Origin of the sequence: Thermoflexibacter ruber (genome assembly GCF_900113045.1) — a bacterium.
Lineage (GTDB): Bacteria > Bacteroidota > Bacteroidia > Cytophagales > Thermoflexibacteraceae > Thermoflexibacter > Thermoflexibacter ruber.
The window spans coordinates 73,689-86,975 of sequence record NZ_FONY01000024.1; the positions used below are offsets into that span (position 1 = coordinate 73,689).

Here is a 13,287-nt window from a genome sequence, read left to right on the forward strand (position 1 = left end):
TTGAGTATCAAAATATCAGTTTAAAATTAATGTGAGTGAGAAGATACATGAATTTCGCTTTCCTTTGCCAACTCCCTGTCATACTCCTCTAATACCTTCTCATGCTCCAAGTTGGACTCAACTGTTTCGTAATGAGGGATATGCTGAGGTATAAAATCTTCTTTTGCATTAGGCTTGCTGTAATCATAAGGCCATCTGTAAACTGTTGGTATTTTGCCTGGCCAGTTGCCGTGTCCCGGTAATCTTGGCGTAGTCCATTCCAACGTATTTGACCTCCATGGATTCAAAGGTGCTAATCTTCCATAGAAGATAGAATAGAAGAAGTTGAATAGGAAAATAAATTGCGCACTTAAAGTAATGATAGCTGCAATACTTATCAGCATATTCAAATCAGCATAAGAACTAAAAGCATCAAAGTTTGTCCATGAATAGTATCTTCTTGGGAAACCTGCAATACCGATATAGTGCATAGGGAAAAACACGAAGTAAACACCCACAAAAGTAATCCAGAAGTGGACATACCCTAACTTATCGTCCATCATTCTACCAAACATTTTAGGGAACCAATGGTAGATACCCGCTAACATTCCAAAGAAAGAGGCAGAACCCATTACTAAGTGAAAGTGAGCCACTACGAAATATGTATCATGCAACTGAATATCAATCGCTGAGTTACCCAACGCAATACCCGTTACTCCACCAGAAATGAAGAAGGATACTAAGCCGATGGAAAACAACATCGCTGGTGTAAATACTATATTTCCTCTCCAAAGAGTAGTAATGTAGTTGAATGACTTAACCGCAGAAGGTACTGCAATGATTAGCGTGAGTAACATAAATACAGAACCAAGAAATGGATTCATACCTGTTACAAACATGTGGTGCGCCCATACGATAAACGAAATAAACGTAATTGCCAACATAGAAATTACCATCGCAGAGTAACCAAAAATTGGCTTACGTGCATTCGTAGCGATAATTTCAGAGGTGATACCCAAAGCAGGCAATAACACTATGTACACTTCTGGGTGTCCCAAGAACCAGAATAAATGTTGGAAAAGAAGCGCACTACCGCCGCTATGATGAAGAGCCTCTCCGTCTATATAAATCTGGTCCAAGTAAAAACTTGTACCAAAGCTTCTATCAAAAATTAATAGTAGAGCAGCAGAGAATAGCACAGGGAAAGAAAGTATGCCTATTACGGCTGTCAAGAAAAACGCCCAAACTGTCAATGGCAACCTCCACATGCTCATACCTCTGGTTCTTAGATTAATTACTGTAGTAACATAATTAATACTACCAAGTAAAGAACCTACTATAAACAGAGCCATACTTATCAACCACATAGTCATTCCCAATCCAGAGCCCAAACTTGCCTGAGGCAAAGCACTTAAAGGAGGATAAATAACCCATCCCCCTGCCGCAGGACCTGTTTCTATGAATATAGAAGCAAACATGACGACACTTGATGCAAAGAAAAACCAATACGACAACATATTCAGAAACCCAGAAGCCATATCTCTTGCACCAATCTGTAAAGGAATCAGAAAGTTACTGAAAGTACCACTCAACCCTGCCGTCAATACAAAAAACACCATGATAGTACCGTGCATTGTTACCAACGCCAAGTAGAAATTTTGGTCAAGTTTACCTTGCTCTGTAATCCAACCTCCTAAAATAGGTCTAAGTATCTCTAAGTTTGCTTCTGGAAAACCTAACTGCAAACGGAAAATTACAGAAAACACGCCGCCAATAATAGCCCAGAAAATACCTGTAATAAGAAACTGCTTAGCAATAATCTTATGGTCTTCTGAGAAAATATACTTTCTAATGAAAGACTGCTCATGATGCTCGTGGTCATGATGTTCGTCATGATGTACGTGGCTATCAACAGATGTGTGAAGTTGTGTATCTACTACAGACATATTTTATATTGATTTTTTATTACTTTTCTAAATCAGCTAAATTGAAATCTTTTAATTTCAAACTTGATATGTAATCCTTATTTTGACTTGCCCAAGGCTCCTGCTCTGTTACCCATTTATTAAATTCCTCAGGTTCATCTACTACTATTACCATGCGCATCGCAAAGTGTCCATTTCCACAAACCTCAGTACAAGCCATTTCATAATTAAATTTATCATTGTTTAGTTCTTTACGCATCTCAGCGGTAGTTTTAGTAGGAATAAACCAGAAAGTAGTTGGCATACCGGGTACTGCGTCCATCTTTACCCTGAAATGAGGCATATATACACTGTGCAATACATCTCTCGCTCTAATATTTAACTTTACAGGTTTACCCTTAGGAATGTGAATTTCTCTTGGAATAAAATCATCAAAATTTGCCTTATCGTTAGCAAAATCCATCCCCAGCTGATTCGTTCCATCTATTTTGGTATAATCATACTTCCCAAGCTTACCGTCCTTACCTGGATAGCGAACCATCCAATTAAACTGCTTACCTACTATTTCAAACTGAACAGAATCTTCTGGAGCAGGTGCAGTGATCTTAGTCCACTCTATTAAACCTGTAATTACTAATAGTGCCATAACTACCCCAGGTATAGCAGTCCACAATAACTCCAACTTTGTATTATCTGGATACCAATATGCCTTTCTATCTTCTCTAAATCTAAACCAATATGGGAAGAAGAATAACAAGATGTGCGTTAGCACAAATGCAACCGTAATAATAGCTGTTGTTACCCAAAATAGGTTATCCGTAATTACCCCATGCTCCGAAGAAGGAGGTGGTAAATATTCTGCTTTTCCTGAATACCAAAAGAAAGCACCAAAACCTACAATGAAAAATACAATAAATAAAAAGCCATTTACCGTATTACTAAAGCCAACTCGCTTTTCATGCGTCCCTTTGGCAATGTTTACTAAGGCTAATATCCTATATACCAAGGCAAAAAGTGCAATGATTAGGATAGTACCTGTTATAATGAGAAGACTTGTCATATAGCTTGTATATAATATGTTGAATAATATTTGCTCTTATTACTTTCTGTAAAATTGAAAGGTTTTAAAAAATTGAATTTTTTTGAAAAACTTTCAGAAAATTTTAAATAAGTAAAATTCTAAATATGATGGTGCAGACTTTCCTGTAACATTGGGTGGTTCTTAGCTATCAAAGGTGCTTTTGATAAAGCATTGGCTACTACATAAGCAAAAGCCGCCAAGTATATCATAGCTAAACCAATTTCCAAGAAGCCAAAGCCACCATTTTCCTTTAATGTACCCGGAGTAATCATCAAATAGAAATCAAACCAATGCCCTATCAGTACCGCAATACAAACTATTTTGATGATAGTCGCTTTTCTTTTAGAATCTCTTGTCATAAAAGCTAAGAAAGGAAAGAAGAAATTAACAAACAAGTTGAAAAAGATAAACTTACTGTAAAAGTCGCTTTCCAATCTTTCTACAAAATAGATAGTTTCTTCAGGAATATTTGCGTAGTAAATCAAAAGGAACTGACCTAACCATATATAAGTCCAGAATATACTAAAACCAAAAACCATTTTATTAATATCGTGAAAATGGCTTTCATTCATGAACTTTAAGTATCCTGCTTCCTTCAAAAATACTAATGCCAATGAAATAGCTGCTAAACCTGCCACATGCCAACTTGCAAATACATACCAGCCAAACATAGTACTGAACCAGTGTGTATCAATAGACATAATCCAATCCCACGCAGAAACAGAAGAAGATACAGCAAAGAAAATAATAAATAAGGTAGCAATAGTTTTCATTTTCCAGAAACGCTTGGTCCCCCCTTCAATATCCTCTAACAGAGATTGTTTCCTAAGTGCATAGTAAAAGGCAATCCAGCCACCTAAAAAAACAACCATTCTAATCAAATAAAAAGGCAGATTCAAAAACGCTTGCTTCCCAGCAATGATTTCGTCATAGTTAGGACTACTCTTATCATACAAGGAACTATCTGTCCAATGAAAAATAGTATGATTCCCTATCAAGAATACTGCAAGCATCAATACAGCTGCCATAGGCAGGAAGCTACCAAAAGCCTCAGGCACTCTCTTAATTCCAGCAGACCAGCCTGCATGAGCCGCATACTGAATCGCAAAGAAGAATACCCCTATGATACTTAAACCTAAGAAAAATACGTTGTTAATCCAAAAATTAACTATTAGTCGGTCAGTCCAGCTATAGTGATGCCCATGCTCTGAGGTAGTTCCACCTTCGCCACCTGCGAAAGCAAGTGCATGTGCCTCGTCATGACCGCCTCCTGTAACTAACATCACAATTCCTATGACAAAAAGCACTAACCCTATAACTAAGATGGTAAAAATGCTTCTTCTTGCACCATCTGAAAAAACAAACCTTTCATCAATGTCGAATGATTCTGCTTTCATTATCTTTTAATTTTTTATATTTTGAACAGCAATAATTTTAGGCTGTAATAAAACAATTTCAATTAATTTCAAATATTAGAACAAGGCAATTTAAACTTAACCTTCGCCTTTTTGCAATTTCTTTACGTAATGAACTATTTTCCACCTTTCTTCTGGCGTAATAGTGGTTTTAAGCCCCCACATTCTGCCTTTACCATGAGATATTACATGAAAAATATGTCCTTCTGGCAAGTTTTTATATGCTGCCCCTGTCAAGTTAGCCACCCCTTTATACATAGCCCCTACTTTTCCATCTCCCAAGCCTTTTTCTCCATGGCAAGGCTGGCAGTAAGTAAGGTATAAGTTTTTTCCTTCCTCTACTACACCATCACTTGCAGGTACAGGATTAGTCAAAATTCTACCTGCCAAAGCAAAACTATCTACATGCAATTCATAAAAATACAAAGCCTTATCTCTTGCATCTTTGGAGCTATCTGCTACTGAGCGATAGTTTTGGCGCGGAACGGTTCCTTCCACAGGAGGCATCATATTGATATGCTTTTTACCTTTGTATTGGTTATATGGATTAGAGTTATAGTACTCGCGTCCATAGGTAGTAGAGTCTATAATCTGGGAATAAGGGTCGTATGCAACTGAGTGATACATATTGGGTGCATATTCGGTTCCTGTATAATTCCCTTTAGGCTCGCAGCTATACAGCAAGCAAGCGAAAATTGCTACAATTATGCTTAGATGTATTCTTGATAACATTTTTGCTAATGTGTTTTAATTTTTTAACGATGATGCGCAATTCTACTTGACCTTGTTACTCCATTGGTAAATAAATCTACCACATACTTGATAAAGGAACTTTGATTTTCTTCATCTGTAAAATCACGTCTATAAACTTCCTCAGCATGAACATCTTTAAGGATAGAACGAATCTGCTCCTCGCTCAAAGAATTATTTGCTAAATCTATTGCCATGACGTGCTTGTCATCAGTAGCCCTAATATCAAAAATTCTTGGTACTTTGTGAGGCAGATAGCCTTTCACAAACAAGAATGTCAATGTCATTCCATAAGAAGCCAACAAAACAGTCAATTCAAAAGTAACAGGCACAAAGTCAGGAATAGCCAGATAAGGTTTCCCCCCAATGACCATAGGCCAATCTATCACCATCATACCTACTTGCATAATAATCGCCAAACAAGTACCTAAAAAGCCAAACATGAATGCCGCTTTAGGAGTCCAAGACCTTTGGTAGCCCAAGGCATGTTCTAAACCATGCACAGGGAAAGGAGTAAATACTTCATAGATTTTCACACCTTTTTTTCTTATGTCTTCTACTCCATGTAATAGGTCATCTTGGTCGCCGAATATGCCCACTAAAAAATGTTTATTTTTTTCCATATTAAAAACTTTGTTCAGGATTCTAATAGATTTTTGATTATTAAGCTTCTTTCTCTACTACCGTTTCTTCCAAAGAAGGTAATGGTTCGTTTACCAATGTTCTTCTTGCCCTATACACCTTTGAGTTAGACTCTTTCAATACTGCTTTAACCTCTGCCATGTTAATTACTGGGAAGAACTTAGCAAATAAGAAGAAGAAAGTAAAGAACAAGCCAAAAGTAAATAGATATGTGCCAACATCGTGCATAGTTGGAATAAAATAAGTCCAGCTTGAAGGTAAGTAATCTCTATGCAGTGAAGTTACGATAATCACAAAGCGTTCAAACCACATACCTATATTCACTACAATCGATAATACAAACGTCCACATTAAACTTGTACGAATCTTCTTTATCCAGAAAAGCTGTGGAGAGATTACATTGCAAGTCATCATAGACCAGTAAGCCCACCAATAAGGACCTGTAGAGCGGTTCAAGAAGGCATACTGTTCATATTCCACCCCAGAATACCAAGCTATAAACAACTCAGTTGTATAAGCTATACCTACGATAGAGCCTGTTACGATGATGATAATATTCATCATCTCGATATGCTCAATGGTAATATAATCCTCGAGGTGATATACTTTGCGTGTAATTAACATCAAGGTTAATACCATGGCAAAGCCTGAGAAAATCGCACCTGCAACGAAGTAAGGTGGGAAGATGGTGGTGTGCCAACCGGGTATAACAGAAGTAGCAAAGTCAAAACTTACTATGGTATGTACAGAGAGTACCAGAGGTGTGGAAAGACCTGCTAATATCAAAGAAACTGCTTCGTAGTGCATCCAAGATTTTGCTGAGCCGTCCCAGCCTAAACTCAAAATACCGTACATCAATCTTGAAATCTTAGAAGTTGCTCTATCTCTGATAGTAGCAAAGTCAGGAACTAAGCCAACATACCAGAAAAGCAAGGATACAGAAAAATAAGTACCAATCGCAAATACGTCCCAAAGCAGTGGGGAGTTAAAGTTTACCCACAAAGAGCCATAAGTGTTTGGTAAAGGGAAAGCCCAAACAGGACCTATCCAAGGTCTTCCCATGTGAGCAATAGGCCAGAACAGGGCGCAAATAACGGCAAAAATTGTCATCGCTTCTGCGGCTCTGTTAATAGAGGTACGCCATTTCTGACGGAATAGCAAAAGAATGGCAGAAATCAAAGTACCTGCGTGACCGATACCTACCCACCATACGAAGTTGGTAATGTCCCACGCCCATTGTACACTTTTATTTAAGCCCCAGCGTCCGATACCATTCCAAAGCATATCACCTAAATAATACCCACCTACACCCAATGCTAAAAGCGAGGCGGCAAGGGAAGCTAACCAAGCTGGACTTGGTGCGCCTTCTACCTGTTTGCATATATCTTCGGTAACGTCTTTATGTGTTTTACCTCCTGTTACCAAAGGCTCTCTTACTTCTGATACGATTTGCATTTGATATATAGTTATTTTTTAATGTTCTAATTACGCAAAAATTTTATAAAAAGCAGGAATAAGCATTAGGCTTTTTTCTGCTCGTCGTCTATGTTTCTAATCTTGGTCAGATACCAAACATTAGGACGAGTATTGATTTCGTCCAATACATTATAAGCTCTACCTTTTTCTACTTCGTAATCCAACAATACAGAAATTTTAGTACTTGTATCGTTCAAATCTCCAAACACGATTGCTTCAGTAGGACAAGCAGAAGCACAAGCTGTCGTAATTTCACCGTCTTTAGGTCTTCTACCCTCGCTCTTTGCTTTCAACTTTCCTGCTTGGATACGCTGTACGCACAATGAGCATTTTTCCATGACCCCTCTTGAACGAACAGTTACATCAGGGTTCAGCACCATTTTGCCCAAATCGTTGTTTTGGTGATAGTCAAATTCGTTATTATTGTAATACTTAAACCAATTGAAGCGTCTTACCTTATATGGACAGTTGTTAGCACAATATTTTGTACCTATGCAACGGTTATAAGTCATTTGGTTCAAGCCTTCTGTACTGTGTGTAGTGGCAGCTACAGGGCAAACTGTTTCGCAAGGCGCATTGTTACAGTGCTGGCACATCATCGGTTGGAATACCACTTTTGGATTTTCTACTACCTGAGCTAACTTATCAAAATCTCTTTCTTCTAAACCATCTCCTTCTGAAGTATAGTAGCGGTCAATGCGAATCCAGTGCATTTCGCGGCGGTTAATGATTTCTTTCTTGCCAACTACTGTCACATTGTTCTCTAAATGGCAAGCTGTAATACAAGCTCCACAACCTATACAAGAGTTCAAGTCTATAGACATACCCCAATGGTGGTTCGGATACTTATGAATATCAGCCTTAATTCCCCTTCTCGCATTCCAAAGTGTTTTTTCGTATTCTGTTCTTGTTTCATTCTCAGCACTATAGCCATCACTTGAAACGTCCCAAATAGTTACATCTGTAGGCTTTCTTTTTCCCTTGATGCTTCCGCTAATATGTGGGAAAAATCTACCAGCCTTTTCGTCTTTTTGGTACTGAGCCAAAGAAGCCTCTTGAATAATAGTTTCCCTACCCATGAATGTGCTATGCGTTTGCGTAGTAGCTAATCTTTCCCAATCTCCCGAATCTGCAATACTTACCCCTGTAAATTGAGCATATTTCACTTCACTACCTCGTGCTGCAAAAGGATACATATTTACTCCACCTGCTTCATTAGCAACCTTACCTACTGAAATTTTATCAGTATTTACTCTACCGTAACCCAAAGCTATCGCAATGGTATCAGGTGCCTGCCCCGGTTGGATAAATACAGGAAGATTAAACTCTTGATTTCCAACTTTGACAGTAGCGGTGGTTGCCTTATTTTCTTTATTGACAAAGCCCATTTGCTTTGCCATGCTCAAAGGCACAGAAACATAGTTGCCCCAAGTCATTTTCGAGATAGGGTCTGGCGAATCTTGGATATACGGATTGTTTGCCTCAGCCCCAGAACCTATCAGTACCTTAGGGTAAATCACTAATTCCACTCCTGAATTGGTCGCTTTGTACTCACTACCAATTTCAGAAGCAATTGCTCCTAAGTCTATGCTTGCTGGAGCGGTTGCACTTGCCTCGTTAAGAGAGGTGTACCCCTCCCCTACTGTGGGTTCAAATACGCCATTGTGCAAAGACCGCTTCCAGAAAAGTTCAAACTCACTTTCTTTGCTTTGTAATTTGAATAAATTTTCTTTCCAGAAATTGCGGATATAAGTCAGGTAATCGGTAGTAATGCCTGCCCATGTCAAGAGAGATTGCTGTACTTGACGCGTATTGAAAATCGTCATAATCGTAGGCTGCCCTAAGCTAAAGTAGCCTTTCTTTGGTTCTGCATCATTCCAAGACTCTAAAAAGTGGCTATCAGGACAGTTGTAAGTACACAAAGAAGAAGTTTCCCCCTTTGCTCTATCTGCTGTACTTATTCGCAACTCTACTTTACTTAAATTTTTAGCTAAACTTGCCCCTTGTGGATGGTCATAGACGGGATTACAGTTGTAAAAAATAACACCTTTTACATTTCCTGCTTCTACATCTTTTACAAAAGTACTCATCGCTGCATCATCGCCTTGTCTTTGAAAAGAAGGGGTATTTATATCAATAGTAGTACCATAGCTACCCAGCATTTCATTGATTTCATTGGCTAATGTTTGCAGTTTTACATCATTAGAGCCAGAAACTACTAAGGCTTTTTCTCTATTTTCCCACAAATCATTCGCACATTTTTCCAAATAAGGAATTTTGACATCAGCGGTACTAATCGTAGATTTCCCTGCTTTTGCCGCAATCAAATTGTAGAGCTTAGCCAAAACTAAGCCTTCTTGTGAAGGTTTAATCGGCGTTCTATAATCTGCATTTGCCCCTGTCAAAGACATGATAGACTCAAAAGAGTACAATCGGGACATTTGCTTTTTATCTTTATTTACTTTTCTATTCTGAGCGAATTGGCGAGCATATTCTATCGGCGAAATCCAAGTCCCTAAAAAGTCTGCTCCAAAGCTTGCAATGATGTTTGCTTTGTCAAATTTATAAGAAGGAACTACTGCTTTTCCGAATTTTGCCTTGTTTGCTTGCAAAAGAGCCGAAGAAGAAATCGGGTCATAAGTAACATGAACAGTAGTAGGATACTTTGCGATAAAATCTGCAATTACTTTTTTAGTAGAAGGACTAAGAATTGTATTGGAAACGATGCGAATTTGTCCTCCGCTTTGTGTAATAGAAGCCAACTTAGCTGAGATTTCTTTGTCCACCGTAGCCCAATCGGTATCTTTGCCATTAATGGTAGGATTTTTTGCCCTCTCAATGTCATATAAAGACATAATGGAGGCATTCACTCTTGCACTTGTCCCACCAAAAGTAACATTAGAATAGTTGTTACCTTCAATAAAAATAGGACGACCTTCTCTTGTTTTCACTAAAATAGCACAATAATCTCCCCCTTCAGCATACGTTGAGGCGTAATAATTAGGAATACCCGGTGTAATTTCTTCAGGTTTAACGATATAGGGAATAGCGTGCTTCACGGGTGTATCACAAGCCGCCAAAGAAACTGCGGCTACACTGAAGCCCATAAGTTTCAAGAAATCCCTACGATTGGATTTTACCTCTTCCGAGTTATCTCCAAAGCTATCTTTGATTGGCAAATGCTCAGGAAACTCCTTGTCCGCATATTTGACAACCTCTATATCATTTGTAAGTTCTTCGATGCCTTTCCAATAAAACTTTTTAGTGTCGCTCATATTTTTAAAAAAATAATTTCAAATGACTGATTAATGGGTCTGTTTTGAGATTAGTTCACAAAATAGTGAAATAAGCAGGAGTACCAAAACTCATGCTTATCTAAATTTTTAATAGTGGCACTTAGAACACTCTAAACCGCCAATATTTTCCACTTTCATTGGTTGCTTAGAATACTTAGAGTGCATTTCCAATAAGTTATCGTAATAGCCGTTTCCTTTGGCATTTACCTCCGTTTTGCGGTGGCAGTCTATACACCAACCCATTGTGAGCAAAGAAACTTGCTGCACTACTTCCATTTCTTTGATATTTCCATGACAGTTAGTACAATCCAAACCTGCTACCTTCACATGTTGGGCGTGGTTGAAGTAAGCCAAGTCAGGAAGGTTGTGAACTCTTACCCACTGAATAGGCTCGTCGTTTTCTACTGCTTTGTATATCAAATCCATATTTGGAGAAGTCGTTTTAATTGCATTATGGCAATTCATACACACATAAGGTCCAGGGATACTTGCGTGTTTGCTTTTCTCCACTGTATGGTGGCAGTACTTACAATCTATTTCATACTGACCCGCATGTAACTTGTGAGAGAAAGGAATAGGCTGGTCTGGTGCATATCCTTGTTGTACCCCAATAGTAACAAGAGCCTCAGTGGCTACCTTTAAGACCAACGCCACAAATACAAAACTTACAATCCCTACGAAACCTCTACTTGTCAATATTTTGCCCCATTCTACTTTTTGCTCTAAAATTGCTCTATCTGCTTCGCTCAATGCTTTTTCTTTTGCTAAATACTTGGTCAAAACTGAACCTAACATAGCTAATACCGCCAGAACCACTACAAGCAGAGTAGCTAAGGCTACTACAATACCCACTAACAAGCCTGAGTTAGATTCTGTTGGGTTTTGAGGTGTACCTGGCTCTCCCGTAGGTGGAGTTTTCGCCACAGTAGGATTATCAGTTTCTTTTTTCACCCAAGAAAGAATAGCTACAATCTCATCGTCTTTTAAAAAGTCGTGGTTAGGCATGAACTGATTATATTGCTTATACAAAGCTACTGCGTAAGCATCTCCGCTTTCTATGGTTTTTTGAGGATACTTAATAAAATTAATCAACCAAGGAATATTGCGACGTTCATAGACCTTTGCCAAAGCAGGACCTACTACTTTTGCATTGACCGCATGGCATTGCTTACAATTTCCGTTGAAAAGTTCTTCCCCTTTCGCAATCACATCTGCGTTGTCGGACAAGCCGCCTGCTGCTCCTCCTGTCTGCGTAGTATTATCGGTAGTACCGTTTCCTTGAGTAGTGCCGTCGTCTTGTGCGAAAGCAAACATACTCACCAATAAAAAGGCAAAAAGAAAAGATAAAATGCGAGTTGTTATAGACTTTGACATATATATATTTATTTTATCAAATTGGCTAATACGATTTCAAAAATTTAAAAATCATTTACTTACCTCACTAAACTTCTCAAAGTATTCAATTTTGATACAAAACTAACAGCAAAATCAATCTTTGCAAATGATTCATAGAATTAATTGCTACAAAATAAATGTGCGTGAGTCGAATTTTCAATAGAAACGTAAAAATATGTAAACTAATTACATCAATTTAGAATTGTTCTAAATAAACTTGGTAGCTTAGATTTTTGATATTTCTCTAAGTAATTGTGCAAAAATAACCATTCCATCTCCACCCCTTAGCTTTCTGGGAAGGGAGTTAAAATATTGATAATCAAAGAGATTTACCCTTTGAGAAAAGATTTAGATAGCAGCAGAAGGTTGTTTTAATTTGCACAATTACTTATTTTGAGTTTAGTCCAACTTTGTTTTAAGTTTAGGAATTTTCTCAAAAAAAGCCTCCTTGTACTCTCGCCCAATCACTAATTCTTTGTCGCGAATCCAGAGGCTGCTATTGGCAATGCGGCGCACATGAGGTAGGTTTACTAAATGTTGTTTGGAAATTCTAATGAAAGTAGGGTCAGTGAGTTGTGCTTCTATAGTTTTTATATTGGTAGAAATAACAAAATGGCTATCAGCCGTATAGAGGGTAGAAATATAGCCGTCGGCTTCTAAGTACAAAATGTCTTGCTTCCACACTTTTTCATGTCCACCTTGCTTAGAAGGAACAAAAACAGCATCTTTTAATGCTTTTTCCGTATCCCACCACCCGCTTTGGGGCTTAGCTTGGTTTTGAAAAGCATAAAAATTGTGAATAGCTAAGTCAATGCTTATCACAAAATCTTCGGTGCGGAAAGGTTTTAAAATATAGGCAGAAGGGTGAGCAAGCATCGCACGCTTTACCATAGCCTGCTCGCTGTGCGCTGTCAAGAAAATAATAGGAAGCTGGGCAATCTGATTGATGGCTTTGGCTGTTTCTATGCCATCTTTGTTTCCTGCTATTTTGATGTCTAATAAAACTAAATCAGGCAGGTCTTTTTTTACTACATTGATTGCTTCTTCATAAGTACGCACTGTGCCTATAATTTCATAGCCAAAAGCAGTCAATTTTTCTTCGATGTCTGCCGCAGTCAGTGTTTCGTCTTCTACGATTAGTATTCTCACAGTTTTCATAGTTGAATGTTCGGGTTTAAAGGTGATACGCAAAAAATCAGCTTGCAAGCAAATTTATTCTTTTCTAATTAAGTGCACCAATTGTGCTAGTTAAAATATAAAGTTTTTTATATCTAAGATAGGTTGTTGAGTTATAAAGTTTAAATAAATAGCAAAAGTTAGGGATGTTA

9 protein-coding genes are annotated in these 13,287 nt (G+C 38.1%); all 9 read right to left on the reverse strand.

The genetic code is table 11. The annotated features are described in order from the left end of the window. Positions 1-26 precede the first annotated feature (26 nt). The 9 genes from BM141_RS13855 to BM141_RS13895 all read right to left on the reverse strand — a co-directional run bounded on the left by BM141_RS13855 (position 27) and on the right by BM141_RS13895 (position 13,108). Positions 27-1,925 (reverse strand): cytochrome c oxidase subunit I, encoded by a 1,899-nt coding sequence (locus BM141_RS13855; protein WP_091546642.1) that lies wholly within the window; start codon positions 1,923-1,925, stop codon positions 27-29. Between the two features lie 19 nt (positions 1,926-1,944). After that, on the reverse strand, positions 1,945-2,964 hold the full coding sequence (locus BM141_RS13860) for a cytochrome c oxidase subunit II (RefSeq protein ID WP_091546645.1): 1,020 nt from the start codon (positions 2,962-2,964) through the stop codon (positions 1,945-1,947). A gap of 119 nt (positions 2,965-3,083) precedes the next feature. Further along, a complete protein-coding gene (locus tag BM141_RS13865; protein ID WP_091546648.1) occupies positions 3,084-4,382 on the reverse strand; it encodes a quinol:cytochrome C oxidoreductase in 1,299 nt (432 codons plus the stop codon). 96 nt (positions 4,383-4,478) lie between these two features. Next, a complete protein-coding gene (locus BM141_RS13870; protein ID WP_091546651.1) occupies positions 4,479-5,132 on the reverse strand; it encodes a c-type cytochrome in 654 nt (217 codons plus the stop codon). Between the two features lie 23 nt (positions 5,133-5,155). After that, positions 5,156-5,773: a DUF3341 domain-containing protein gene (locus BM141_RS13875; RefSeq protein WP_091546655.1), complete on the reverse strand. Its 618-nt coding sequence runs from the start codon at positions 5,771-5,773 to the stop codon at positions 5,156-5,158. A gap of 40 nt (positions 5,774-5,813) precedes the next feature. After that, positions 5,814-7,247, reverse strand: a complete 1,434-nt coding sequence (gene nrfD / locus BM141_RS13880; protein WP_091546662.1) for an NrfD/PsrC family molybdoenzyme membrane anchor subunit — start codon at positions 7,245-7,247, stop codon at positions 5,814-5,816. Between the two features lie 65 nt (positions 7,248-7,312). Continuing rightward, positions 7,313-10,543 (reverse strand): TAT-variant-translocated molybdopterin oxidoreductase, encoded by a 3,231-nt coding sequence (locus BM141_RS13885; protein WP_091546666.1) that lies wholly within the window; start codon positions 10,541-10,543, stop codon positions 7,313-7,315. Positions 10,544-10,651: 108 nt separating this feature from the next. Further along, entirely contained in the window at positions 10,652-11,938 is a 1,287-nt protein-coding gene (locus BM141_RS13890) for a c-type cytochrome (protein ID WP_091546670.1), read from the reverse strand. 420 nt (positions 11,939-12,358) lie between these two features. Beyond that, a complete protein-coding gene (locus tag BM141_RS13895; RefSeq protein WP_177217388.1) occupies positions 12,359-13,108 on the reverse strand; it encodes a LytR/AlgR family response regulator transcription factor in 750 nt (249 codons plus the stop codon). Between the last annotated feature and the right edge of the window lie 179 nt (positions 13,109-13,287).

Coding starts and splice junctions, on each gene's coding strand:
- BM141_RS13855 (WP_091546642.1), bottom strand. CDS start 1,925: ATGTCTGTAGTAGATACACAACTTCACACATCTGTTGATAGCCACGTA.
- BM141_RS13860 (WP_091546645.1), bottom strand. CDS start 2,964: ATGACAAGTCTTCTCATTATAACAGGTACTATCCTAATCATTGCACTT.
- BM141_RS13865 (WP_091546648.1), bottom strand. CDS start 4,382: ATGAAAGCAGAATCATTCGACATTGATGAAAGGTTTGTTTTTTCAGAT.
- BM141_RS13870 (WP_091546651.1), bottom strand. CDS start 5,132: ATGTTATCAAGAATACATCTAAGCATAATTGTAGCAATTTTCGCTTGC.
- BM141_RS13875 (WP_091546655.1), bottom strand. CDS start 5,773: ATGGAAAAAAATAAACATTTTTTAGTGGGCATATTCGGCGACCAAGAT.
- nrfD (WP_091546662.1), bottom strand. CDS start 7,247: ATGCAAATCGTATCAGAAGTAAGAGAGCCTTTGGTAACAGGAGGTAAA.
- BM141_RS13885 (WP_091546666.1), bottom strand. CDS start 10,543: ATGAGCGACACTAAAAAGTTTTATTGGAAAGGCATCGAAGAACTTACA.
- BM141_RS13890 (WP_091546670.1), bottom strand. CDS start 11,938: ATGTCAAAGTCTATAACAACTCGCATTTTATCTTTTCTTTTTGCCTTT.